Raw genomic sequence first — 24,971 nt, 5'->3', positions numbered from 1 at the left:
GGGGAAAAAATATTTAAAAACAGTGTTTTAATGCTATCCTGCCGTGTTCGCATAGGCTTGGTGGCGGTGGTGCTATTTGCCCAGATCGCGCATAGCTTTGTCCAGCCCTTGGAGGGTCAAGGGGAACATGCGCTGCTCCATCAGTTCTCCCAATATGTTTATCGAGGGGGTGAAGCGCCAATGTTGCTTGGGTACGGGATTGAGCCAGACGCTCTTTTTGAAATGTCGGGTTAGCCGTTGCATCCAAAGGCTGCCAGGCTCTTCGTTCCAATGCTCGACGGAGCCGCCTGAATAGGTGATTTCGTAGGGGCTCATGGAGGCATCGCCAACGAAGATAAGCTTGTATTCTTCGCCATATTTATGCAGGAGGTCTGTTGTTGCGAAGCGCTCGGTATGGCGGCGGGCATTGTTTTTCCAAAGTGCCTCATAGGGGCAATTGTGGAAGTAATAGTAATCAAGATGTTTGAATTCGCTGCGTGCGGCGGAAAACAACTCTTCGCAAGTGCGGATGTGATCATCCATCGAGCCGCCGATATCAAACAGCATCAGGACTTTGATGGCGTTGCGCCGTTCAGGCCGCATTTGTACATCCAGCATGGCTTTGCGGGCAGTGCTGGTGATTGTGCCTTCAAGGTCGAATTCTTCTGCCGCCCCTTGGCGGGCAAAGCGACGTAGTCTTTTCAGGGCCACTTTGATATTGCGGGTGCCAAGTTCGCGGGAGCCATCCAGATCCTGAAAGGCGCGCTCATCCCAAACTTTGACAGCGCGGCGATGGCGGGAGTGGGATTGGCCGATGCGGATGCCCTCCGAATTATAGCCATAAGCTCCGAATGGAGAGGTGCCTGCGGTGCCGATCCATTTGTTGCCGCCTTGATGGCGCTCCTCTTGTTGGGCAAGGCGCTGAGCCAGTGTTTCCATTAGCTTTTCAAAGCCACCCATGGATTTGATAAGGGCTTTGTCTTCTTCGCTGAGGTGTTTTTCCGCAAGGCGGGTGAGCCAATCGGTTGGCAATGTTCGCGCGGCGACCTCGTCAACAGGCAGCTGACCTGCAAAAACTTGCGCGAACACCTGATCGAACTTGTCGATGTTGCTCTCGTCCTTCACTAACGTTGCGCGAGAGAGATAGTAGAATGTCTGCGGGTTTTTATCTGCCAAATCGGCGTCGAGCGCCGCCATGAGCGTTAGATATTCGCGCAGGGAGACCGGCAGGCCCTTTTGCTTCAGATTGAGGAAGAACTCGATAAACATGGGGCTAGCCTAGTCCGGCTGCTATCCCTTGTCGAGAGGCTCTTGCGTCGCGTTGGCTTCATCTTTTTCCTTGGCGGGGCGAGTGGATTTTGCCAGTTCACCCATAAGCTGGGGTAATGTGATGCCTTTGCTTTCAATGAATGGCATGGGACGGCAGACTTCGACAGCGGCAAGACCAACGCGGGATGTGAGGAAGCCGTTGATGACGCCTTCGCCAAGTCGCGCGGACAGGCGCGCGGCGAGCCCTTGGCCGATGAATTGCTCCAGCACTGTATCGCCTGCGGCCATTCCGCCGGTGAGCGCCAAGTGGGTGGCGACTTTGCGCGCTAGGCGCCAATAACCAAGCGAGCCGGGGCGCGCGCCGTAAAGGCGGGCAATGGCGCTGATAAGGCGCAAGCACTCGTAAAAAACGATACCAAGATCTACCAGTGCGCGTGGTGACAGGGCCGTCACCAGCGAAACTCTCTTGGAAGAGGAAAGAATTGCTTGGCGTGCGGCGTTGTCCAACGGAGTAAGTACCTCCCGTTCAGCCAGCTTGGCCAGATCGCTGGCGTCCATTACCTCGTCAAGATGAGACGCTAGGCGGGCGCGCCCTGCTGCCGTGTCGGCGCGTTCGGCGTAGAGACGTTGTAAATCGTTTAGGGCGCGGCGCATTTCCTGCTCTGAGCCATTGGTATTGGCAGCTGCTACGTGGCGGCGCAAGCTATCAATGCGCGCAAGGCGGGAGAGGGCACGGGTTTCGCCGATGATAAATCCAATGAGACCAAGGGTTAGAATTGCTAGCAGGGCAAGGCCAGCATATCCAAGCCATTCATAGCGGGTGAATAGGGCGCGGATCAGCTCATCGATTGCCAGTGCGAATGATAGAGAGAGAAGGCCGGTAATGCCAACAAGGATCCAGCGGCCGGCGCGGCTTTTGCGCGCTGGCAAGGGGCTATGAGTGGTAGCGGGGAGATGTGCTTCTGGCTCTGGTTTTGCATCCAGTTGCTCGTTCAGGTTCTCCAGATCTTGCGGATCAAGCTTAAACGAGCGCGGGGCGCGTGGTTTGCTGTTGGCATTTTTAGGGGCTGGTTTGGTCATGCGAGTTTGTCTCCCAGCAAGAAGTCCAGAGCGCGGTCCATGCGAATGTGTGGTAAGGCGCAGGTCATGCCTTCTGCTGTTTGGCGCAGTTGTGGCGGGCGAAACCGAACGAAATTGACGCCATATCCGCCTTCTGGGGCTGCGGGTAGGGTGTGTGGATCCGTTGAGGCGGGTAGATCACCGGGGAACAGTGCGGCTTGCTCGGTGCCGTCGTAGCGCTGGCCATCTAGCGTTTCGCCGGGCAAAGGTGTGCCGATTAGGGCGGGCAGTTCGTCACCATCGTGCCGCAGCATGGTTTGGCGGGTGGCGCGCACAGAGGCAAGCGCCATGGCCTCGACCTGCGCGCCATGACGGGAAGCGCGCGCAGAGGCATTGGCAACAAGTGTGCCCAGCAGCGCCTGCATTTTGTCGTGGTCTTCCTTTTGCAGGTGATCGGCCTTGGTGGCAGCAAAGAGAATCTTGTCGATACGGCGGGCGCCGATAAAGCGCAGCCAACTACTGCTACCGGGCTTGAAAGCACCTAAGATTTCGTGGAGCGCGGTTTGTAGATCGTCCAGCGCGTGCTCGCCAGCATTTAACGCTTGGAGCATATCTACTAGAACGACTTGTCGGTCAAGTTTGGCAAAGTGGTGCTTGAAAAACGGTTTGACGACGTGGGTGCGGTAGGCCTCGTATCGGCGCTGCATCATGGCATGTAGGCTGTCGGGCGCGGGGCGCCTTGGCAGCGCGGCAGTATCGAGCGGGCAAAAGGTGAGCGCGGGGCTGTCTGCCATTTCACCAGGCATCAGAAAGCGGCCGGGGGGCAGCATGGACAGGGCGTTGTCGTCCAATCGGCACCGGCGTAGATAATCTGTAAACGCAGCGGCGAGGGCGCGGGCGAGCTGCTCATCACCGCCGCTGCCATCCTCTGCGGCAATGGCGGCGGAGTTTGCATCAAGGAGTGCAAGCCACTCGCCAGCTAGATCCGGCCTTGCGCGCGCACGTGCGAATGCGGCGGCGCTGAAACTCGTAAAGTCCTGCGAGAGCAGGGGCAGATCCAGCAACCATTCGCCAGGGTAGTCAACAATGTCCAGATGCAGGCGCCCTGTGCCAAGATTGCGACCTAGGAAGGTTGCGGATTCGTATTCAATGGTTAGGCGGAGCTGCGAAACCTGCTTGGTGGATGCTGGCCAGAGGCGTTCGTCGACAAGTTGTTCGAGGTGATCCTCATAGTCAAAGCGGGGCACATCATCATCTGGCTGCGGCTGTAGGTAAGCTCTGGCCAGGCGCCCGGACGCCATTGGGGTGAACAGGGGAAGGCGCCCGCCGGTTATCAGGTTATGCAACAGGGAAGTGATAAAAACGGTTTTGCCAGCGCGGGCAAGGCCAGTGACACCAAGTCGGATGGTGGGAGTGGTCAAGTCCTCGGTGGTTTGGGCAATGTTTTTCAAGGCGTGACGGGTTTCGCCGCGCATGTATTGAAAGGTACGCTCTAATTTGCTCACAGTAATCTCCTAGGGGTGATGTGGGAAAAAGCGTGAGGGATTACAAGAGCATTCACTCCGTTAGGTGTATTCGGAACGCTGTTATTTTAATGGAGTGACTTTGGTAGAGGCAGTTAGGGGAGGGGAGTCGGGCAATTCTCGCGGCTTGATAAAGGAGACCATGCGGCCTTCTTTGCGGCTGATTTCTGACCAACGATTTTTATCAAATGCGATAACAGAGAGTGCGGCGGTTGGATACTTTTCTTCCATATCGTCGATGAGGGCCGGGTTGCCGCCGCCGCAGAGCTCCGATGCGGTTTGCTGGATGTTCGGCATGTGGCCCAGCACGAGCAGGTTTTGAGAAAGGCCGCCATAAGCGCAAATTGTTTCGACGTAGTCCGGGCCGCCACCTTGGTACAGGTCTTCCAGTGTTATCAGGCGGCATTCGTTTGACAGGTAAGGCAGGAGCGGGCTCAACGTCATGCGGGTGCGCAAGGACGTGGAGCACAGCACCAGCTCGGGCAACATGTGGTGGGCCGCCATGAAGGCGGCCATATCTTGCGCTGCTGCTTCGCCACGGGTGTTTAGCGGGCGCTCACAATCGGGAAGGCGTGGGTCGCCCCAATCTGATTTGGCGTGGCGCATAAGCAGCAAACGTAGCATTCAGTCATCTCCCATTTCTCTTCGATCTAGAAGAAACACACAGACACTAAGCAAAACTACGATGCCTTGTGTTGTTTTCTCGCAAAGAGTGCTCTTCAGGACTCGTAACCTACTCTTCTGGAGGTACCGTGAAAAGGTCTATCTGAGTGTAATGAGTTTGTTGTGTGTGTGATGCATTGGATTTACTTGGCAAAGAGAATTTATAAGGGTGGTATAACAGTTGAGTTTTACCCCTAAATGTGGCAACACAACGGGCGATTGATTTGATTAAGGCTTACTTTCGTGCACGCATCTCATGTTGCCTCTTACTATGCCGCGCGCCAGCGTGATCTTGCAGTTCAACCTGAACTGGTCGGTAAATACCATACGGATGTTTGTATTGTGGGTGGCGGGCTTGCGGGACTTACTTGTGCGCTTGAGGCTTTGAAGCTAGGGCGGCGGGTCGCTGTGCTGGAGGCTGAGCTGACAGGATGGGGGGCCTCTGGACGCAATGGCGGTTTTGTTTCGGCCGGTTTTGCAGCGGGTATGGACGAGGTGGAGAAGCGCGTCGGGCTTGATGATGCGCGCTCGCTTTACAAGTTATCAGCGGGCGGGGTGCAATATATCCACCAGATGATAGAGCGCGAGGCGGCTGGCCATATTGTCCAAGGGCGCGGCTGGCTTAAGGTGCAGCGTCACGACAATGCAGGGGCATTAAAGGCGCGCCAAGAGCGTATGGCCCGTAACTACAATGTGGAGCTAGGTTTTCTTGATCGCCCACAACTCAAGCGCTTTTTGCAAAGTGATCGTTATTTTTGTGCCTTGCACGACCCAAGTCCTTTTCATATCGATCCATTGGCTTATGCCGATTTATTGAAGCAGAAGATTATGCGTTTGGGCGGGAAGATTTTTGAACAATCACCTGCTTTATCACTTAAGGGCGTCGGCGCGGGTTGGCGGGTTAACACGCCGCTTGGCTGCGTGCACAGTGAAAGTGTCGTGTTGGCGACCAGTGCATATGGCGTGCTGAATGGCGTGTGGCCGCAAGTGGACAAAGCTATGCAGCCGGTTGCAACCTATGTGGTGACCAGTGCAAGCATGGGGCCGGAACTGGGTGAGGTAATCCGCTTCAATGGATGCATTGCCGACACACGCCGCGCTGGTGACTACTATCGTATTGTCGAGGGCAATCGCCTGTTGTGGGGGGGGCGTATCACCACACGGCGCACGGAACCGGCGCTGCTGGCGGAGATGCTAAAAGAACAGATATTGGAGATCTACCCGCAGCTTGGCGATTTCCATGTGGAGTTTGCTTGGTCTGGCCTGATGGGATATTCGCGCCATAAAATGCCGATTGTGGGAGAATTGCGGCCCGGATTATGGGCTTTGACCGGGTTTGGCGGGCACGGGCTTAATACGTCTGCCATGGGCGGGGCTTTGGTAGCAAAGGGTCTTGCCACGGGAGATGATCGCTGGCGGCTGTTGGCGCAGTTTGGGCACCCTTGGGCAGGGGGTGCTGCAGGGCGTGCCGCGGTGCAAATGGAATACTACCGCTTGCAGGCACTGGATTGGTTTGAAGAAAAGCGGGCGATGCTGCGCAGTAGATAAAATTAGTTTTGCAGTGAATTTGATCTCGTGGCCTCTTTAGCCGAGGCCTCCACTCGTTTGGCAAGTGCGAAGAAGTCGCGCAGCAGTTTATCTGTTTTTTCCGGGAAAACGGGGGCGCGCTGCGAAACCCATAGAGTGTAGTCGGCTGTTTCGCCCTCAAATGTCCAAATGCTCTCATAGATGGAGTGGTGGTTTTGTTCGCCGGTGACAAACGTCATGCCTTTGTAAAGCCCATTATCTTTCAATAATGAAAACCCAGAGGCTGCAAAGTTTACCGCGAGCTCGCGCATAAATGGCTGTGCGGCACCGTGCGGGTGTTGGCGAATGATTGCGCTGACGCGGGCGCGCTTGCGTTCGTAGGTGCAGCCAAGGCCAATAGCCTCGATATCAGGAAGGATCGCTGTACGTTCCATTTCGCCGAGCCAGTCCGGGCAGTGCATGCCTTCGATGTGTGTAAGGCCGTGCACATCCTTACGCCAACCGGTGCGCAGGTCGTAGGGGCGGTTTAGCAGCCCTTCAGAATACGGGTCATTGGCGAGTGCTGTTTGGCTGAGGTAGCCGAGCAGGATGCTTAGGGCAATCAACCGTCGTTTACTTGGGATCATCAGTTAGGGCGCTTTGGTGATGTGGTTTAGCAGGCTGACATCCTGTTCGTTCTTAAGCAGGGCGCCGTTATGGGGTAGAGGCGGCAGCTGTGTGCCGTTGGCGTGGTGCTCGATGGCAAGGGCTTCGGGATCTGTGTCTTCATTGTGCAGGAGGCGCAGCCAGTCAATTAACTCGGAGGTGCTGGGTTTTTTGCGCAGGCCTTGAACATCGCGCAGGGCATAAAACGCCTGTAATGCTTGCTCTACCAATCGATCCTTGATGTTGCCGAAATGAACATCGACGATGTGTGCCATAGTCTCCGCATCGGGGAAGCGGATGAAATGAAAGAAGCAGCGGCGCAAAAAGGCATCCGGCAAATCTTTTTCATTGTTTGACGTGATGATAACGATCGGACGCTGCGTTGCCCTAATCGTTTCGCCGGTTTCGTAAACGAAGAACTCCATCCGGTCTAGCTCTTGCAGCAGATCGTTGGGGAACTCGATATCTGCCTTGTCGATTTCGTCAATAAGCAGAACGCAGGGGCCGCTGTGGTCAAAGGCTTCCCAAAGCTTGCCGCGTTTGATGTAGTTGCTGATGTCCGCGACTTTTGGATCTCCCAGCTGGCTGTCTCGCAAGCGAGAGACAGCATCATATTCGTAAAGACCCTGTTGAGCTTTGGTGGTTGACTTGATGTGCCATTCGATAAGGGGTGCGCCTTGCGAGGCGGCAATCTCTTGCGCTAGCGCTGTTTTTCCGGTGCCGGGCTCGCCTTTGACCAATAGGGGGCGTCCCAAGGTTATGGCGGCGTTGACGGCGACCTGCAGATCTTCGGTGGCGACATAGGTATCGGTGCCAGCAAACTTCATGAAAGCTCCTTAAAGAATGATCGGCGTAAGACTAGTGAGTTTGGAATTTGGCGGCAAGGGGCGATTTTGTTGCAGTAGGGGGCTTTTGCCTAGTTATGATGGCTTAGTGGGAATAATTTGCCGATTGGCGTGGCGTTGACTTGATGACGTGGCGGGAGGAAGTGTTTTAAACTAAAAGTTTAGCTAGTTTTCGGGCTTGGCATAATTATTGCTTTAAGTGATCTAACGAAGATTCTGCGTGGTAGGAACGCGCATAAACGACAAAGGTTGCCAATGAGCATTTACGGTGCGATCAACGCTGCGACGACTGGTCTTGATGCCCAATCAACGGCGCTGGAGAATATCTCCGGTAACGTGGCGAACTCCGGGACGACTGGCTATAAACGTTTGGATACCACCTTCAGTGATCTGGTGTCCGGCAGCGGAGCCAAACAGAGCCAGCAGGTCTCTGGTACTGTTATGGCCACATCACGGGCGACGAACAACTTGCTGGGTGATATTCGTGGCACTGACAAAGACACCTATATGGCGATCAATGGCAGTGGCTACTTTGTAGTGACCAATCAGGCCGGGCTGACACAGACAACCCCTGACCAGTTTTATACGCGCGCAGGTGATTTTGAGCTGGATCTAGACCGGAACCTAGTGAACAGTGGGGGGTACTTTTTGCAGGGCTACACTGTTAATGCAGAAACTGGCGCTACAGGCGATAAGCTAACACCAATCAAAATATCTGACCAACCGATGGCGGCGAAGCCGTCCGATCGCATCGATTATCAGGCCAACTTACCTTCGACGCCATCGACTTCGCGGTTTAATCTGGCAACACCAAACTCGCAGTATCTCGACCCGGCTGTTTTTGCAGAGGTGAAAACTGACACTTCCACCTCGCTCACAAATGCAACCGGTGGGGGAGTGCTCTCCACAGGCGATAAAATAACGTTGTCCGATGACTTTACCGCAGGGGAGACAATTACTGCTGAGGTGAACGGGGAGACAAAGACTTTGGCTCTCACTACGGATACCACGGTAAAAGAATATATTGAGTTCTTAAACCAGTTTAATGGTGTGTCTGCTGATATTGCCATTGATGGCGAGGTCAATATTGCAAGTTCTGTGAATTTTGACCTGAGCGGTAGCGGGCTTACTCCCATCGATATTGATGAGGAAACAAATGACCCGGCCCTTTCAAGCGTAAGTCGGGATGCAGTGCTTGCAGAAAACAACACCAAGTTCTTGAATAGTACGATTACTGGTGGGGCGGTAACTGTCTACGATAAAAACGGTACGCCCGTGAATGTCGAGTTGCGCTGGGCCCTTAATCGTGAGGACCAGTGGTCACTGTATTACAACAGCGCGCCGAAGGCTGAAGGCACCAATACTTCATGGAAGAAAATTGGTGATGTTTCTTTTGATGCAGCCGGACGCATGGTTACTCCAGCTGACGGGGCGATGTCGATCTCCGGACTTGAAGTCAACGGGGTTAAGGCTGCGGATCACACCCTGTCGTTTGGCAGTGATAAGCTGACACAGTACGAAGACAAGATCGGCTTTGCGACCTCAATTGATATTGCACAGAACGGTTATCCTGCCGGTAATTTGCGTTCCATCAGCATTACAGCAGATGGATTTGTGACCGGTAACTACGCCAACGGCAAGTCGCAGCAACTCTACAAGGTGCCTATTGCGACGTTTGCTGCCGAGCAAGAGTTGCAGCGTATTGATGGTGCGGCATTTGCACGGACACCAACCTCTGGGGAGCCTGATTTCCGCAATGGCGGCTCAATTCGTGCCAAGGCCTATGAAGCTTCGAACGCGGATATTGCTGGCGAGTTTTCTAAGCTGATCATTACGCAACAGGCTTATTCGGCGAACTCCAAGGTGCTGTCTACCGCAAACCAGATGCTGGATTCGGTGCTCAATATCGTTCGCTAAAGGGAATTGACAGGCAGGCTGTCGCTGCTGCAGTCTGCTTTTAAGAGGTGATGGTATGAGTCTGGGTTCGGCGATAACAAATGCATTTGCGGGGTTGAAGGCAACGCAGTCGCGGCTTGCCGTGACTTCGCAAAACATCGCGAATGCCGGACAGGCTGGCTATACGCGTAAGAGTATGGAAGTTGCCGAGACGCTGGGCGACAGTGGCTCGTCCTCTTCTGTGCGGACTTCGCTGGTGCAGCGCAATGTCGATCAAATGCTTCGCGACACCTATTGGCAGAAATCTAGCGAGGCAAATTTTGCCGAGAAGCGGGCCGTCTATGCGGGGCGGCTGGATAGTTACTTCGGGCAGCTGAACGACAAAAATGGGTTGCCCAGCCTCGTCAATAACTTGAATGGTTCGTTGATTAAGCTGGTGTCGGACCCGGCTTCGCCGAGTGCGCAGGCAAATGTGGTGAGCCATGCACGGACTTTGGCTTCGGAATTGAACGCCGGTGCGGAGTATGTGCAGGCGCTGCGGCGAGAAACCGAAACCGGTATCACCGAAGACGTTGACCGGGTCAATAATCTGCTTAGGGAAGTGAGCTCGCTTGAGAAGGACATTGTGTCTGAGCGCGCGAAGGGCATTTCTGTTGCCGCGCTTGATGACCAGATGGACATGAAGTTGGAAGAGCTCTCCAAATATCTGGACATTAACGTTCATCGCGATAACGATGGCGAGCTGCGGATTTCCACCGTCTCCGGTATGACGCTTTATGATGTGAAGCCTGCGCAACTGTCTTTTGTCAATTCGCCGACGCTTGGGGCAGGTGTTGAAGGCAACCCGGTGGAAATTGTTACGCCAAGTGGTCAGCGCAGCACCTTGCAACCAGCGGATTTTCGTGGTGGGACGATTGGCGCGAGCTTGAAGGTTCGAGACAGTGATTTGCCTGAAGCGCAGACGCGGCTTGATGAGCTTGCAAGTCAGATGGCACTTGCGCTTTCGCGCGAGGAGGCTAAGGGCGCCGCTGCAGATGATGGCCTGACACCACCTGAAAAAACTGGCTTAGCAGTAAACTTGAGCGGAATAAAATCTTCAGGCGATAAGTTAGAGTTGTCCTTTGTGGATGCAAGCGGTGCCAAGCGCGAGCTTTCATTTATTGCGGTGAAGGACCCTGCACTATTGCCGTTAGCTGGTGAGGCTACAGCCAAGGGAGGTGATCTTGTCTATGGACTTGACCTTTCTGATAGTGCGCCAGATTTGGCAACACAGATTGGTACGGCGCTTGGCGCGAGTTTTGAGGTGAGCGACGCGGGTGGGGGCGCTGTTAAAATTCTAGCAGACCCGACCAAAACAAGCGTGAAGTTGGATAATGCAGTGGCAACCAATACGCGCACTATCACGACGCAAGATGGATTGGCGCTGCCGATGTTTGTCGATTCTGAGCATGGCGGTATACCGTTTACCGGCGCATTGGAAGAAGGTGGGCAGAAAACAGGTTTTGCGCATCGTATTACTGTTAATGATCAATTGGTGCGCAATCCTGCTTTGCTATCGGGGATGGACAAGGATGGCAGTGGCTTTGACAGTGCGCGCGCGCTCTTCTTAAAGGATTCCCTCAGCACCGCGCGCTTTCATTACTCCAGTGGTACGGGAATCGGCTCGCGGGAAGCGCCATATTCCGGGACGATTTCCGACTTTGCCAATCAGGTGATCGCGCGCCAAGGGCAATTGACTTCTCAGGTGAACGCACAGAAAACAGCAAGTGAAAGCGGAATGAATGTAGCAAAAAAAGCATATGAGATGAGCTATAAGGTCGACGTGGACACCGAACTGGTAAATCTTATGGAGCTACAAAATGCTTTTGCTGCCAATGCACGGGTGCTTGACGTGAGCAATAAATTGTTTGACCAGCTTATGCAGGCAGTGCGCTAGCTGCGGCTTTGGAGGTAAGACATGAGTATTCCAAGTATTTCCGGTAGTGGCGCTTTTCTTTCCAGCTTGTTGCTAACCCAAAAAAATCAACTTGATGAAAAAACCATCCAGTTCACCACTGGCAAGGTTTCTCAGACCTACGCCGGTCTTGGCGAGGAGCGCATCACCAGTTTGAAAATGCAACAGGAGGTGACTGTTGCCAATGCGCATCTAGAGGCAGCGACAAACGCAGGATTGCAGATTGAGCAACTTGGTAAGACGCTAGAGCAGATGGAAAAACTGCGTTCGGACGCGGTAACTGCGATCAACCCGAATAACTATCAGTTGACTACAGAGGGCGAGACCACCTCGCAGGCAACCACACGTATCATGACGCTGGAAACGATCAGCCAGCTTAATACCAATGTTGGTGGCTATTATCTGTATGGTGGTAAGAATGCTGTAGATGCTCCTGTTGCCAGTTTTGAAAAGATCATGGACGGTACAGCGGGTAAAATTGGCCTGAAGCAGATGATGGCATCCTATGAGGATGCGCATCTTGGCGCTGATGGTAGTGGGCGTACAACGGTGTCTAGTGATGTTTCCGGCGCTGCGGCGCGGGCAACAGTGGCGCAAAACTCAACCGGGCCTTTTGGCTATCAAATTGTTGGAGCTAATAGTTTTGGCTCTGGGTTTGCCACCGCTTTTAGTGCTGCGGATCTGACTGATCCAATGGCGCCAGTTCCGGCGAAGGCCAGTGTTGATGTGACTGGTACTGTAAAGGCTGGAGACTTTGTCGCTTTTGATGTGGCCTTGCCGAATGGTAAAAGGACGACCGTCAAGCTGGAGGCGGCTGACGGGCGCGCGAACGGGTATGGGTCCTTTGCCATATCCAAAGCAGCTGATCCATTACAGGCGCGCAAGGAAACAGCGCAGAACATTGCCGATTTATTAGAAAAAACCCTAAAACAGGTCGGGGCGACCGAGTTGAAAGCGGCGGCGGATAGCCAGGCGGGTGACGAGTTTTTCGGCCTATACGACAAGTCGCGTAGCCCGCAAGAGCCGCGCTTGCCCAAGGCGGATGCGAGCGGATATGAAGCTGCTGGATCAAAAGTCATGCCTTGGTACACTGGATATGATGGGCCGGGCACGCCGCGCTCTGACAAGGAAGTGCATGTTGACAAGCATTTGACCGTGCAGTTTGGCGCGCGTGCGAATGAGGAGCCGTTCGCGCGACAACTCAAGAATCTCAGTGTGTTTGTCGCAGCAGATTTTACCGCGGATGTGGAAGGGGATAAGGGCTCCGAAGCGCGAGCAGAGCAGTATTACAATGCGCTTGCTTCAGAGACTGATCGAAACTTGTCTGTTGCAGAGTCCAAGATCTCCGGTGTGCGCTCCGTTGCCACGGAGATATCGGTGGCGCGCACCACTATTCAATCTGCTGAAACGCGGCTGAAACAGCGGACGCAATCCTATCTTAACTTACAGCAGAAGATAGAAAACGTCGATAAAATGGAAGTAGCGGTGCAACTCAGTGAAATGCTGAATAATCTGCAGGCCTCTTACAAGATGACCTCTTCAATTCTCAATCTGAATTTGCACAATTATCTGCGAAGCTAAGTGACTGCTTATCTTCGAACTGGGGCCCGTTCTGCTGGGCCCCTTATTAGCATGCAAAGTTGGATTATTCGCTAACTGGGCTTTCAGTTTGCCCGCGCAGGCCGGCAGCAATAGCCTTGTTGATGTTGATCAGTGTTTCCAGCTCTTCACCGTTTTCTGCAGCCAGAAGCTCCATGGTCTGGTTAAAGGTGAATAGCGCGAGGTTGGCGATATTGTTCTGTATCTCGAGCGGCAGCTCGCTCTCTTCTGCTGTTGCCTCTGTTGCAAGCAACGTCCAAGCCGTCCTATTGTAGGTGAGGATATCACTGCGCTCATCAATAGAGGTTTCCTCCCAGTTGTTTCTTAGGAGGGTCAAGCGGGCGGCGGCCTTCATCAATAGTTCCGCCTCAAGTGCGCGTGGATCAGTCGCCGTTGTGGCTGTTTTTTGATAGGCTTGGGTTGCTTGCTGATACATGACCGATCAAGGTCCTTTCGTATTCAATTAGTTTTTGCGCCTGCTTGAGGGCGCCGTAAAAATTTCCTGCGAGAATGTGGCTGGAAATTTCTGTCACGTACCCCAGCGTGCTTGGTGCGGCTTTGACGATTTGATTTGTGAGATCCACATATAGCGGCTGCATTTCATCTGCGGAACCTGCCAGATACATGGTCTGTACGGCAAGATAAATGCGAGATGCAGGGGAGGAGGCCGTATCTGCGGGCATGATGTCTTTGCTGCGCAAGATAGGTGCATCGCCTTCAATGATCAGGCGTGCTCTGGTCTTGCCGCCATTGCTGACAACCGACTGGCCAATGATGACCTGCTCTCCGGGTTTTAGCTCTACCTTCAGGGCCATAAACACCTTTCTCGCATGGGTACTGGGTCTTGGCCAGCAGCATAGGCTGATGCTGGCGAGGGATGAAGAGTTGTTTTTGCTTAGAAAAGCAATACTGATCAGTTACCCCCGTCTTTTTCTAGGTAGGCAAAGGAAGGCGTGTTTCACCTTTGTCGGCGGAAGTGGATACAATTATATTTTATCCTGAATGCATATTTACAAATAATGTAAGATGCATGATTATGAAGTTGCTTCCGAAAGTTGAAGCGATTCTGCCAGAACGGCTGAAGTAACACTCCTAGAAAGGAACACATTATGGCTGACATTACACTCACTGCTGCGGTGCGAAACAACCTGTCTACCTTGCAGTCTACTGCTAGCATGATCAGCTCGACGCAAGAGCGTCTGTCCACCGGTATGAAGGTTAACTCCGCGCTGGACAACCCAAACTCCTACTTTACCGCGGCATCTTTGAATAACCGCGCTTCTGACCTGTCCAATCTTCAAGATGACATGGGCCAGTCTGTTTCTACCCTAACCGCTGCTGACAAAGGGATTAAAGCAATCTCCAAGCTGGTCGATGCGGCGAAAGGTAAGGCAAACCAAGCGCTGCAGAGCGAAGACAAAGAGCAGCGTGCGAAGTACTCGAAAGAGTTTAATGATCTGCGCACACAGATCCAAGATTTGGCGAAAGATTCCGGCTACAAGGGCAAAAACTTGCTCGGCGGGGATGGTAACGACCTAAAAGTAAAATTTAACGAAGATGGTACTTCGAAGCTGGATATCAAATCTGTCGACTTTACGGATCTTTCAGCCGCTGACAGTGACCTGAAACTGGGCGCCGTACAGCAGCTCGAAAAGGGCGACTTTACTTCTGGTGCGATGACTTTAGGTTCTGGCACTTTTGAAGCCGCTACAAAGCTCGATACTTTAGATAACTACGCGGCGGGCGGCAAAATCACCATCAAGTATGGTAGTGGTGATGATGCCAAAACCAAAGAGCTGGAGATCACTGCGGACAATACAGTTGGTGATCTGGCTGCTGCAATTAAAGAAGTGACGGGTGAAGACTTTACGATTGACGGTACCGCTAAAACGTTAAGTGGTAAGGTCGCCGACGATCTCACCTTTAGCTATGAGGCAAGTAGTGGTGGCGAAACTGGCGGTGAATTGAGTACTGGCGATACAACCACTGGTCTTGTAAAAAATGGCTGGAGTGAAGACGCAGGTATTGAGGCTTCTTTGGAAACCTTGAAAACTGCGCAGGATTCTTTGCGTGCGCAGGCGTCTACTTTTGGTACCAATCTTTCCGTTGTTCAAAACCGTAAGAATTTTACTGCGGACATGATCAACACTCTGGAAGTTGGTGCTGGTAAGCTGACCCTTGCAGATACCAACAAGGAAGGTGCAAACCTTGCAGCGCTGCAAACCCAGCAGCAGCTGGCAACATCCACGCTGGCCCTTGCCGCTCGTGCAAACCAGAGTGTGTTGCAGCTTATCCGTTAAGTTCAACGGCATTTTCTGCAATTCAGGGCGCGGCATTTGCTGCGCCCTTTTTCGCTTGAGAAATAGTATGCTGAATACAACAAATTAATCTAATATATTTTACAAATACTTATACTTGGTAATCCCCAGTGCATTTGTACATGAAGTGGTGGCTGTATTATTCTGGTTGATTGAATTACCTTTTTAAGGAGCCTTGTTAAAGGCGCGGTCAGCTAGAAAGCTGACTGAAAATCCTAGAAAAGGACCATGTTATGGCTGATATTACACTTACCGCTGCGGTGCGCTCTAACCTGTCTACTTTACAGTCGACCGCTACGCTGATTAGCTCAACGCAAGAGCGCCTGTCCACCGGCAAGAAGGTAAACTCTGCGCTGGACAACCCAAACTCCTACTTCACTGCAGCGTCTTTGAATAACCGCGCTTCTGACCTGTCTAATCTTCAGGATGACATGGGCCAGTCTGTTTCTACTCTGACCGCAGCTGACAAGGGCATCAAAGCGATCTCCAAGTTGATTGATGCGGCCAAAGGTAAGGCTAATCAGGCCCTTCAGACAGAAGATGTGAGCCAGCGTAATAAATACGCAAAAGAATTTAACGATCTGCGGACACAGATCCAAGACTTGGCTAAAGACTCTGGATACAAAGGCAAGAACCTCCTTGGCGGTGATGGCAACGACCTTACTGTTAAGTTCAACGAAGATGGTACGTCTAAGTTGGAGATTCAGTCTGTTGATTTTACCGATCTTGGCAAGGAAGACGGCGACCTGAAGTTGGGTAGTTTGGAAATTGCAAAGAACGGCGATTTCTCTGCGACACTTGAGGGTACAATTACCGACGGTGATACCAAGTTGGCTAGTCTTGACAAGCTCGCTGCCGGTGACTCGATTAAGCTTACCTTTGGTGAGGGCGATGATGCAAAAACTGCAGAGCTTGAAATCACCGCTGATAGCACACTCAATGATTTGACTGCGAAAATGAAGGAAGTAAGTGGTTCTGACTTCAAATTGGATGCGACAGCTAAAACCATTACCGGTTCCGTTGGAGCGAAGCTTGCTATTTCCTATACTGACAATGACAGTGGGGATTCGGCGGACGGAAGCGATTTAACTGCAGCTACAACCATAGGGGTGAAGGCAGGTGCGTGGGATACTGACAGCGGTATCGACAGCTCCTTGACGGAAATCAAGGCAGCTCAGGATGCTCTGCGTGCACAAGCTTCTACCTTTGGTACCAACCTGTCGGTTGTTAAGAACCGCAAGAACTTCACTGCGGACATGATCAACACACTGGAAGTTGGCGCTGGTAAGCTGACCCTTGCGGATACCAACCGCGAAGGTGCGAACCTTGCAGCGCTGCAGACGCAGCAACAGCTGGCTACTTCCACGCTGGCCCTTGCTGCGCGTGCAAACCAGAGTGTGTTGCAGCTTATCCGTTAAGTGCTTCAGTATTCAGATGCAGATTGGGCGCAGTAGCTGCTGCGCCCTTTTCTTGTTTGGGTGTGCGGCCATACATTGATTATCTAGCGGCTTGTCACTTTTGCAAAATAAAAAACCCCGCCTTGTGCGGGGTTTTTGCAGTGTTGATTAGTGTAATCAAGCGCCTTTTGAATTTTGGGCTTTATCTGTGCCAGATGCAGATTCTTCTGCTTTGTTGCCGAGCATGCCCTTTTCTTGCAGAGTGATCAATTGGTCCAAGAACCCACGGATGCGGCGAGAGGCTTCCGACGGGATCTCGAAAATGACTTCATCGCCGGGATCGGACTTCAAGCGGTAGACCATCTCGCGGATTTCCTTATCGTAAGAAAGCTCGCGTACGATCTTGACCTGCTCGGCGTCTTTTGCAGCAAGCGCGGCCTCGGCGCCTTTACGGCTGTCAGATGCAAAGCTTTTCTCATCTGCTCCGCCTGAAGAGGTGCCGTCAGCTGTTGCGGTTACGGCTTTGGCATCGGCAAGTTCTGTGCCGCTTGCCACTTGCTGCTGTTGTGTTTCTGCCCATTGTGTGCCGGGAGCGGCGGGTGAACGTACCCCTGTGATTTCCATGGAATGCCTCTTGGTGTGCCCGAACAAATTTTAAACTTAAGGCAGTATAGCAGTTGTTATGGGTATTGTTAAGTATTACCCAACTGAATCTGGGAGTTAAAAAGGAGGTGATTTTAACTAGTATTGAGTAAACTCGTAGGTTTGCCCTACGAATTACAGGGATTTGTTTACAGCAATGCCGCGCGCTGCTTGTTGCGGGGCGCTGCGAGAACCTCCGGCATCGTAGGTTTTTGGCTTTAAAGTAGCGCCAACAGCAGAGGCGACACTATCGATGACGGTATCGGTAACAGCCCGCGCAGTGCTGACCACCTGCAAATTTGTTTGTAGCAGCGGATGCAAGCGGCCATGGCGGTGGCGCATGTCCTCGACTAGATCCGGGGCGAGGTTGCCCAGTGCAACGGCGTTGTCGCTGGCGTGTTGAATGGTGGCCATGTAGCGTTCTACAGCAGCTGATTTTTCTGGTCCAACCTCCGGGAGGCTGGAAAGCTTGCCTTCGCGAAGGAGTTCGGTTTCTTTTTCTATCACCGTAACCAGATCTGCCATGGCGTCTTGGAAATTGGTGCAGAAAGCCTCGGCCTGCTCTTTTGTGGTGATCGGCTTGCTGATGTCGAGCTGCGGCGCGTCGATGTCGGTCATACTTGGTTGGCTTCCTGAATTTCTAACATTTGAGCTTTAATTGTTTCGGCAAGGCCGATGCCGCCAGACTGGGCGAGTTGATTGGCGTATTCACCCAGCAGCATGGAGCGCCAAGCATCTGAGCCGGGGCCAGAGCCATAAGTCCCACCTTCCTGGAGGCCAGAAAACATCGACTGCATCAGCTGATTTAAGTACACAGCCTCGAATTCCTTGGCTTTCTTGTCCAAGTTGTTTGTCGGTGCGCTCTTGAGGCTAGAGTGAGTGATGTTTTGTGCTTGCGCCTGCAGATCTATCAGGTTCATTTAAAGTACCTCAATTTCTGCTTGCAGCGCTCCTGCGGCTTTAATTGCCTGCAAGATCGCGATAAGGTCGCGAGGGCTGATGCCAAGCGCGTTAAGACCATCAACCAGCTGTTGAAGGGTGACCGCTTCGGAGACGATGGCGAGGTGGCTGTTGTCTTCATCGACCGACACATTTGTACGGGGCACCTGTGTCGTTTCTCCCAGTGAAAACGGATCTGGCTGGCTTACCTGCGGGGCTTCGGCGATGGTGACAGTCAGATTCCCTTGCGCGACAGCGACGGTGGAGACTTTGACCTCTTTACCCATGACAATAATGCCGGAGCTTTCGTCGATTACTATGCGGGCGGGCATATCCGGCTCAATAACCAGCTGTTCGATATCTGTGAGGAGATCGACGATATTGCCGTCATAAAGCCGCGGGAGAGAGATGCGGACCGTGGCTGAGTCTAGCGGTTCGGCAGTGGGCAGGCCGATAAGCTCGTTGATGGCGAGCGCAACGCGCCGCGTGGTTGTCAGATCCGGATTGCGCAAGGCGATGCGCAGAGTGTCCAGCGAGGCGAGTTTGAAGTCTACTTCCTTCTCAACAAGGCCACCATTGGCGACTCGCCCGGAAGTGGGGACGCCGCGGGTGATGGATGCGGCATCGCCGGAGGCCTCAAAGCCCGCAACAGTGACAGGGCCCTGGGCGATTGCATAGGTCTCGCCATTCGCGCCGATGAGCGGGGTGACGAGGAGAGTGCCACCTTGCAGAGAACTCGCGTCGCCAAGGGCGGAGACCGCCACATCAATGCGGCTGCCTTGTGTGGAAAAAGGCGGTAGATTGGCTGTCACCATGACCGCTGCGGCATTCTTGGTGTTCAGATCCAGCTCGTTGGTGTTTACGCCAAGTCGTTCCAGCATGGCTTGTAGAGATTGGCGGGTGAATGGGGCATTGTTGAGCCCGTCACCGCTGCCGTTTAGCCCGACAACGAGCCCGTAGCCAATGAGCTGGTTTTCACGGATGCCTTCAAAATCGGCGATATCCTTGATCCGGGAGGCAGAATTTGCCGGGTGAATAAGGTAAGGTAGCAGCAAAAGCAACAATAGCGCTTTGAAGGTGCGTTCTAGCAATCGAGTGATGGATTGCATGTTTTTCAGGTTCCTTGCCGCTCGACAGATTCTGTCTGATGTGAAGGTAGATAGCCGAGGCTATGTCGCCTTCGTCAGTATTTCTATAAATAAGCGAAAAACATGCCAAAAATCTCGCCTGTTGATAACTTTCCTATGTTTTAGAGGTTTTGTGCCAAATTTATTAGTTGCGACGCTTTTAGGGCGGTAAAATTTAGCGCGACGTGGAAAAGTCCATGTGCCATGCAAAAACTGCGTGCGGCAAGAGTTGCCCGGTTGGTACTCTTTGCCTGCGCTGCAGTGAGTCTCTTTACTGGTGTGCATTGGAGTTAAGGTGCGCTATGACGGCGCAACCGCTGTTTGAGGGCAAGTGTTTTGCAAATTCGTCGTCTGTCCAGTTCAGGTGTTGCTGCCAGTGGCAAGGTAAAGGCCAAGGGTTCGTCGCATCGTGCGTTTGCGCCTGAGGTAAGTGACGAGGCCAGCGCGAGTGTTGCAACGCAGGCGCAGGCTGGCGTGGCGAGTATGCAAGGTGTGGATGCGTTGCTTTCTGTTCAGCAGATGGGCGATGCAACGCAAGAGCGTCGTCGTGGGCTGCAGCATGGTAACCTGCTTCTTGATAATCTTGAGGCGTTGAAGCTGGACTTGTTGATGGGGCGTGTGTCTGTCGATCGTTTGCAGGCCATTCAAGCGCGACTTGATATGCGTCAACCAAGCGGTGTTGCTGCGTTGGACAAGGTTATTGACGAAATTGAGCTGCGTGCAAGAATCGAGTTGGCCAAGCTAGGTATTTTTGCCGAGTAAGCTGTTTTTCCTTTGGGTAAGGAAAATGGAAAGTCTGCACAAAATACTAAGAGAAACCCTGCGTTTTTTAATTGAATATATTTCATAGATTTTGAGCGTTGTTGTTTTGCTCAACAGTCGTTATATTCCAGCCGCCAACACAGGTAGCCGGAGTATCAAATGGCGGTTGATGTCGCAATTGATTATCGTCCTTCAGATGACGAGCCTTTTATGAATGACAAGCAGAAAGAGTATTTTCGTGCTAAGCTGCTTGCATGGAAAGAGGATATCCTGAAGGAAAGCAAGGAAACCCTTGCTGCCTTGCAGGAAGAAAGCCAAAACCATCCAGATCTTGCGGATCGGGCATCCTCGGAAACCGACCGGGCGATCGAGCTACGTGCGCGTGATCGTCAACGGAAGCTGATTTCCAAGATTGATGCAGCGCTTGCACGTATTGAGGATGGATCCTACGGATATTGCGAGGATACAGGGGAGCCTATTGGCTTGAAGCGCCTTGATGCGCGGCCGATTGCCACCTTGTCGATTGAGGCGCAGGAAGCGCATGAGCGTCGCGAGAAAATTTACCGCGACGACTAACAAGAATAGTCTCTTTGTCTTTTGTCGGCGGGGGCGTGAGCTCCTGCCTTTTTTTGTTTGTTTGGCGGGAAATGTGCGGTTGGTGAGCATGTAGCTCGTAAAAAAACGGGTTCGATGTGCTGGGGAGCAATGCATCGAACCCGTTTTTGCCGTCTGCTTGGGGAGCGAGGCGGCGGGGATGGTGTGAGCCGCTAGAACGGCAGCACGATGTCCAGAACTTGAGAGCCATAACGAGGCTGCTGAACGGCGGTGATTTGGCCACGGCCACCATAGCCTATGCGAGCCTCGGCGATCTTCTTGCTGTCCACGGTGTTCTTGGCAGAGATGTCTTGTGGCCGTACCACACCGGCGACAATCAATTCGCGCACTTCATAGTTGACGCGCACCTCCTGTCGGCCTTCGATCACGAGATTGCCGTTTGGCAAAACTTGCGTGACAACGGCGGCGACCGTGGTCTCCAGCGTTTCCTTGCGGTCGATCGAGCCGGTGCCGGTGTAAGTTTTGGTGCTGTCAATCCCTGCAAGGGCGCCGGCGTTGCTGCTGGCCGGCAGGGCGACTGTGTTGATCGCGGCGCCAAGTGCGCCGCTGGCACCCACATTCGATGCATCGGCGCGGGATTGCTTGGAGGTGTTGTTGAAGGCGGCTTTGTCAGCGATGGTCACAGTAACAGTGACGATGTCGCCAACCCGCTTGGCGCGTTGATCCTTAAAGAACCCGCGATTACCTGAGCGCCAAAGAGAGTTTGCTTTAGATTGCTGGGTCTCTTTGGGGGGCATTGGCATCTGCACAGGACGATAGCCGGGGGTGGTGGTTGGATCTTTGATTGCGGTTAGGGGAGGTTGTTTACCCACGTTGGCGAGTTGATCTGCTGTTGCGCAGGCTGCGAGAGAGGCGCAAACGGCCGGAATGAGGATGAAGTGCTTGATGTTCATCTTGGGCGCTCCTGCAAGCTGGCCAGTGTGTTGCCGGCATTGGTGACCACAGCGCGGCCCGAGCCTGTGATTGTGGCAAACAGCTTTTTGCCAGAGCGTAGATTGGAAACCTCTACCATATCACCCATGCCGCCATTCATAAGGGCGCGCCCTTGCGTGGTGATTTGCATACCGGGAATGTGATAGATGAGTGTCAGTTTTTGTCCTCGCTCCACCATGAGCGGGCGGCCAATGTCTCGGCTGTTTGGTAGGGTGCCAGCGCGAAGGTTGCGCCTTGCGGCCATGCCAATAAGATCATCAGCGGCAATTGGTTCGCGCCGGGCAAGGCGTGCTTTTGGCATAAGCGTGTGCTTGATGTCGGCACTGGTGATGATGTCGCCCCGGCGTAGGGGGCGCGCCAGCGTGGCGACCTCGCGCATTAACTGCACGCGGCCCGAAAGGCGTAGCGGTTGCCAACTGCCTTCATTGGCGATGTTGAATGTTACGTCAAAGGCACCATTGTCTGCATTGAAATTCAGCTGCCGAATGTGAACCGGTTGCGGCGTGAGCGCGTCGGCATAAAGCGCATTTGGTAATGTGCCATAGAAAGAAATTTTGGCCTTTTCGCCAGCAGGGATACGGGCGGCGAGTGCGTCTTGCAGCGTGTTGTGCAGGAGCTCCTGTGTCACTGCGACAGCTTTTCTGTAGACGGTGACGCTTTGCAGGCCGTCAGTGGTGGCGCCGGTGAAACCTGCGGCGCGCGCTTGCTCGGCAATCAAAATAGCAGGAACGTTTCCTTCTGTGCCGTAATCGGGGCTGCGAAAGATTGGTGTATCTGCCAGCTCGCCAGCTTCGCGGTAAAAATCACCAATGGTTACTGTGGAGGCTGCAACCTCAACACGGGCGCGCAGTTCGGCTTTTGCTTGTGGGGCAAGGCAAAGAAGCGCGGCGAATAACAGCAGCTTAGGGTTGGAAAAACGCATTTTAGCTATCCTCCCTAGCGCATGTTGTTGGAGGTTGCGTACATTTCGTCGGCGGCCTTGACGATTTTGGAATTCATTTCGTATGCGCGCTGCGCTGCGATCAAATCCGACAGTTCGGTGACTGCGTCGACATTTGACGCCTCCAAGTGGCCTTGCAGCAACGTCCCGTAGCCTTCTGCGCCGGGGGTGTTGACCTGAGGTTGGCCGCTGGCTGCGGTTTCCAGAAACAGGTTGTCGCCTATTGCTTCTAGTCCTTCTTTGTTGATGAAGGAGGCGAGTTGGAGTTGGCCAAGGTTTTGCACCTGACCGGCGGCGTTGACCACTTGCACGACGCCAAGCTTATTTATCGTAATGTCCCGAGAGTTTTCTGGGATGGTGATGCCTGGCATGACGGCATAGCCATCGTTGGTGACCAGCCTGCCATCCTGAGCGCGGGCGAATGAGCCGTCGCGGGTGTAGGCAGTGGTGCCATCGGGGGTGGTGATCTGAAAGAAGCCTTCACCGCGTACAGCCACATCCAGTTCTTTGCCGGTGCGGCTAGCTGTGCCTTGTGTCATGATGCGGGCGGTGGCAACAGTGCGAACGCCGGAACCAATCTGGATGCCGTTGGGCACAAGGGTGCCGGTGTCCGATGTTTCCGTGCCCATACGCCGCTGGTTTTCATAGAGTAGGTCTTGGAAATCTGCCCGCTGGCGTTTGTAGCCTGTGGTGCGCATGTTGGCCACGTTGTTGGAGATAACCTCCACATTCAATTCCTGCGCTTTCATGCCGGTTGCGGCGATATAAAGAGCTTTCATGCGAGTGTCTCCTGCGGATTACGCTTCAAGGCGGCCAAGATCGCGAATGGCCTTAGAGCGCAGTTCGTCGCGCTTGGACATCATCTTGGTGACGTTTTGGTACATGCGGGTGATCTCGATCATGCGGGCCATTTCTTCAACGCCTTGCACATTCGAGGATTCCAGCATGCCCTGCTCAACCTTGGTCGAGGTTGCTGGTCGGGGGAGGTTGCCACTTAGCAGGTTGTTGCCGACATGCTCCAGCTCCTGAGGATTATCAAACTCAACAATATCCAAGCGGCCGAGGACGCCTTGTGCGGTGGCGAGGGTGCCGTCTTTGGCGATGGTGAGCGGGAAGTCCTGCTCTTGCACTTCAATTGTGGCACCATCGACTAAGATCAAATCGCCAGAGCGTGTCATGAGTTCACCTTGTGGGCCCAATTGCAGCCCGCCTGCGCGGGTATAAAACGTGCCATTGGCGTTTTGCACGCTTAAAAAGCCGGGTCCTTGCAGAGCAACGTCAAGGGCGTTGCCTGTCTGGCGCAGGGCACCCTCGGTAAAATCTGTCGAGACCGCCACGTCATGTGCATATGACAAGAGGCTATCTTGCGGCTTGAAGGCGTTGGCGGAAGCCACCGGCATCAAGTATTCTTCAAAGTGCATCCGCTGGCGTTTGAAGCCAGTGGTGTTGATATTCGCAATGTTGTTCGCGACGTTATCCAGCTGGCGTCGTAATCCAGCTTGCCGTGACAACCCGATGAGTTGCGCGTTTTCCATAGTGTCTTGCTCCCCAGCAAAATGACTTTAAGCCTTGTTTGCCTCTCCCCAGAGGCGTGGCCGCGAGTCACTAACTAGCTAAGCAAAAATTGTGCCAACTAGCTGAAATGGGATTTAAGCGTGATTGCGCTGCTCTTGCGGCAGGTTTTTAGTTAATCTGCGGAAAGAAAGTGGCAAATTGCCTACTAGAAATTGTTGATAGGTAGATATTGCCTACTAGGGAATGGCGGGAACTTTGGTAACTATGGTTAACAGCTTCCTAATAATTACCCAAAGCAATTAAGGGGAGCGCAAGTCGAGAACTGGGTCTGAAAGCATGAGCGAAGAAACACCCCAAAACGAAGAGACCGGTGCAGCTTTAGACCGGCGGCGCAAGGCAATGATCGTAGCTGCGGTGCTGATGGCGCTGCTGACAACCGGGGTTGGGCTTGCCTATGTTATGGGTGTTTTCTCTGCTGAGCCGCAAACGGAAGACGCGGCACCTGCGCAAGAGCAAAAGCCGGTTGTGTTTTTTGATCTGCCAGAAATGCTGGTGAACCTCTCTAGTGAGGGGCGGACGACCTACTTAAAGGTGCGGATCGCGCTGGAAGTGGAAAGCGATGCGATGGTTGAGCAGATCGAGCCATATCTTCCGCGCATTATGGACGCCTTCCAGATCTACTTGCGCGAATTGCGGCCAAGCGATCTTGAGGGGTCGGCTGGTTTGTTTCGCTTGAAAGAGCAATTGCTGCGTAGAATAAATGTGGCGGTTCATCCAGCGAAAGTGGATGGTGTGCTCTTCAAAGAAATCCTGATCCAGTAGTC

The 24,971-nt window shown here is 53.3% G+C and carries 25 protein-coding genes; 9 read left to right on the top strand and 16 right to left on the bottom strand.

Going from position 1 to position 24,971, the window contains the following annotated elements; translation table 11 throughout:
- Positions 1-72 precede the first annotated feature (72 nt).
- From AYK82_RS09615 to AYK82_RS09600, 4 genes are all read right to left on the bottom strand, one after another.
- Positions 73-1,248, bottom strand: coding sequence for a vWA domain-containing protein (locus AYK82_RS09615; protein ID WP_068314622.1), 1,176 nt, complete (start codon positions 1,246-1,248; stop codon positions 73-75).
- Positions 1,249-1,269: 21 nt separating this feature from the next.
- The gene (locus tag AYK82_RS09610; protein WP_068314621.1) at positions 1,270-2,328 is read right to left on the bottom strand and encodes a YcjF family protein; all 1,059 of its coding nucleotides are present in this window, start codon (positions 2,326-2,328) and stop codon (positions 1,270-1,272) included.
- Positions 2,325-3,782 (bottom strand): YcjX family GTP-binding protein, encoded by a 1,458-nt coding sequence (locus tag AYK82_RS09605; protein WP_068315648.1) that lies wholly within the window; start codon positions 3,780-3,782, stop codon positions 2,325-2,327. The genes AYK82_RS09610 and AYK82_RS09605 overlap by 4 nt, the downstream gene beginning before the upstream one ends.
- Positions 3,783-3,893: 111 nt before the next feature.
- On the bottom strand, positions 3,894-4,454 hold the full coding sequence (locus AYK82_RS09600) for a SixA phosphatase family protein (RefSeq protein ID WP_068314620.1): 561 nt from the start codon (positions 4,452-4,454) through the stop codon (positions 3,894-3,896).
- 282 nt (positions 4,455-4,736) lie between these two features.
- On the opposite strand from AYK82_RS09600, the gene AYK82_RS09595 reads away from it, so the two are divergent.
- A complete protein-coding gene (locus tag AYK82_RS09595) occupies positions 4,737-6,041 on the top strand; it encodes an NAD(P)/FAD-dependent oxidoreductase (protein ID WP_068314616.1) in 1,305 nt (434 codons plus the stop codon).
- Between the two features lie 2 nt (positions 6,042-6,043).
- Here AYK82_RS09595 and AYK82_RS09590 read toward each other — a convergent pair whose 3' ends face one another.
- Complete coding sequence (locus tag AYK82_RS09590; protein WP_068314613.1) at positions 6,044-6,646, bottom strand: hypothetical protein; 603 nt, start codon at positions 6,644-6,646, stop codon at positions 6,044-6,046.
- A 3-nt stretch (positions 6,647-6,649) separates the two neighbouring features.
- Positions 6,650-7,492 (bottom strand): AAA family ATPase, encoded by an 843-nt coding sequence (locus AYK82_RS09585; RefSeq protein WP_068314610.1) that lies wholly within the window; start codon positions 7,490-7,492, stop codon positions 6,650-6,652.
- Positions 7,493-7,765: 273 nt separating this feature from the next.
- Between AYK82_RS09585 and AYK82_RS09580 the strand changes: the two genes are divergently transcribed.
- Genes AYK82_RS09580 through AYK82_RS09570 form a run of 3 tightly spaced genes read left to right on the top strand, consistent with a single transcriptional unit; the run spans position 7,766 to position 12,941 of the window.
- Positions 7,766-9,427, top strand: a complete 1,662-nt coding sequence (locus tag AYK82_RS09580) for a flagellar hook protein FlgE (protein ID WP_068314608.1) — start codon at positions 7,766-7,768, stop codon at positions 9,425-9,427.
- A gap of 55 nt (positions 9,428-9,482) precedes the next feature.
- The gene (flgK, locus tag AYK82_RS09575; protein ID WP_068314606.1) at positions 9,483-11,342 is read left to right on the top strand and encodes a flagellar hook-associated protein FlgK; all 1,860 of its coding nucleotides are present in this window, start codon (positions 9,483-9,485) and stop codon (positions 11,340-11,342) included.
- Positions 11,343-11,363: 21 nt separating this feature from the next.
- The gene (locus tag AYK82_RS09570) at positions 11,364-12,941 is read left to right on the top strand and encodes a hypothetical protein (protein ID WP_068314603.1); all 1,578 of its coding nucleotides are present in this window, start codon (positions 11,364-11,366) and stop codon (positions 12,939-12,941) included.
- Between the two features lie 64 nt (positions 12,942-13,005).
- On the opposite strand, the gene flaF is transcribed toward AYK82_RS09570, so the two are convergent.
- Together flaF and AYK82_RS09560 are read right to left on the bottom strand one after the other, a co-directional pair.
- Positions 13,006-13,395: a flagellar biosynthesis regulator FlaF gene (flaF, locus tag AYK82_RS09565; protein WP_082733843.1), complete on the bottom strand. Its 390-nt coding sequence runs from the start codon at positions 13,393-13,395 to the stop codon at positions 13,006-13,008.
- Positions 13,343-13,774, bottom strand: a complete 432-nt coding sequence (locus tag AYK82_RS09560) for a flagellar biosynthesis repressor FlbT (RefSeq protein ID WP_068314597.1) — start codon at positions 13,772-13,774, stop codon at positions 13,343-13,345. The genes flaF and AYK82_RS09560 overlap by 53 nt, the downstream gene beginning before the upstream one ends.
- A 294-nt stretch (positions 13,775-14,068) precedes the next feature.
- On the opposite strand from AYK82_RS09560, the gene AYK82_RS09555 reads away from it, so the two are divergent.
- Positions 14,069-15,259 (top strand): flagellin N-terminal helical domain-containing protein, encoded by a 1,191-nt coding sequence (locus tag AYK82_RS09555; protein ID WP_068314595.1) that lies wholly within the window; start codon positions 14,069-14,071, stop codon positions 15,257-15,259.
- Between the two features lie 251 nt (positions 15,260-15,510).
- Positions 15,511-16,695 carry a flagellin N-terminal helical domain-containing protein gene (locus AYK82_RS09550; protein ID WP_068314593.1) on the top strand — a complete coding sequence of 395 codons (1,185 nt, stop codon included), beginning with the start codon at positions 15,511-15,513 and terminating at the stop codon, positions 16,693-16,695.
- Positions 16,696-16,851: 156 nt separating this feature from the next.
- Here AYK82_RS09550 and AYK82_RS09545 read toward each other — a convergent pair whose 3' ends face one another.
- From AYK82_RS09545 to AYK82_RS09530, 4 genes are all read right to left on the bottom strand, one after another.
- On the bottom strand, positions 16,852-17,298 hold the full coding sequence (locus AYK82_RS09545) for a hypothetical protein (protein WP_068314590.1): 447 nt from the start codon (positions 17,296-17,298) through the stop codon (positions 16,852-16,854).
- Between the two features lie 153 nt (positions 17,299-17,451).
- Complete coding sequence (locus AYK82_RS09540; protein WP_068314587.1) at positions 17,452-17,934, bottom strand: hypothetical protein; 483 nt, start codon at positions 17,932-17,934, stop codon at positions 17,452-17,454.
- A complete protein-coding gene (locus AYK82_RS09535) occupies positions 17,931-18,236 on the bottom strand; it encodes a rod-binding protein (RefSeq protein WP_082733842.1) in 306 nt (101 codons plus the stop codon). Before AYK82_RS09535 ends, AYK82_RS09540 begins: the two co-directional genes overlap by 4 nt.
- Positions 18,237-19,364 carry a flagellar basal body P-ring protein FlgI gene (locus AYK82_RS09530; protein ID WP_068314586.1) on the bottom strand — a complete coding sequence of 376 codons (1,128 nt, stop codon included), beginning with the start codon at positions 19,362-19,364 and terminating at the stop codon, positions 18,237-18,239.
- 354 nt (positions 19,365-19,718) lie between these two features.
- On the opposite strand from AYK82_RS09530, the gene AYK82_RS09525 reads away from it, so the two are divergent.
- Both AYK82_RS09525 and dksA read left to right on the top strand, forming a co-directional pair.
- Positions 19,719-20,144: a flagellar assembly protein FliX gene (locus AYK82_RS09525; RefSeq protein WP_208976449.1), complete on the top strand. Its 426-nt coding sequence runs from the start codon at positions 19,719-19,721 to the stop codon at positions 20,142-20,144.
- A 159-nt stretch (positions 20,145-20,303) separates the two neighbouring features.
- On the top strand, positions 20,304-20,720 hold the full coding sequence (gene dksA / locus AYK82_RS09520) for an RNA polymerase-binding protein DksA (RefSeq protein ID WP_068314585.1): 417 nt from the start codon (positions 20,304-20,306) through the stop codon (positions 20,718-20,720).
- 191 nt (positions 20,721-20,911) lie between these two features.
- Here the strand turns inward: dksA and flgH are convergent, their stop codons facing one another.
- Genes flgH through flgF form a run of 4 tightly spaced genes read right to left on the bottom strand, consistent with a single transcriptional unit; the run spans position 20,912 to position 24,167 of the window.
- Entirely contained in the window at positions 20,912-21,652 is a 741-nt protein-coding gene (gene flgH, locus AYK82_RS09515) for a flagellar basal body L-ring protein FlgH (protein ID WP_068314583.1), read from the bottom strand.
- Positions 21,649-22,614, bottom strand: coding sequence for a flagellar basal body P-ring formation chaperone FlgA (gene flgA / locus AYK82_RS09510; RefSeq protein ID WP_068314582.1), 966 nt, complete (start codon positions 22,612-22,614; stop codon positions 21,649-21,651). Before flgA ends, flgH begins: the two co-directional genes overlap by 4 nt.
- 14 nt (positions 22,615-22,628) lie before the next feature.
- Positions 22,629-23,411: a flagellar basal-body rod protein FlgG gene (gene flgG / locus AYK82_RS09505; protein WP_068314577.1), complete on the bottom strand. Its 783-nt coding sequence runs from the start codon at positions 23,409-23,411 to the stop codon at positions 22,629-22,631.
- Between the two features lie 18 nt (positions 23,412-23,429).
- A complete protein-coding gene (gene flgF, locus AYK82_RS09500; RefSeq protein WP_068314574.1) occupies positions 23,430-24,167 on the bottom strand; it encodes a flagellar basal-body rod protein FlgF in 738 nt (245 codons plus the stop codon).
- A gap of 316 nt (positions 24,168-24,483) precedes the next feature.
- On the opposite strand from flgF, the gene AYK82_RS09495 reads away from it, so the two are divergent.
- Positions 24,484-24,969 (top strand): flagellar basal body-associated FliL family protein, encoded by a 486-nt coding sequence (locus AYK82_RS09495; RefSeq protein WP_068314571.1) that lies wholly within the window; start codon positions 24,484-24,486, stop codon positions 24,967-24,969.
- The last annotated feature ends 2 nt before the right edge of the window (positions 24,970-24,971 follow it).

The organism is Polycladidibacter hongkongensis (assembly GCF_001561995.1).
In the GTDB taxonomy this organism is placed as follows: domain Bacteria; phylum Pseudomonadota; class Alphaproteobacteria; order Rhizobiales; family Stappiaceae; genus Pseudovibrio; species Pseudovibrio hongkongensis.
The sequence above is the reverse complement of the archived record's forward strand: the minus strand, read 5'-3'. Positions and strand labels throughout refer to the sequence as shown.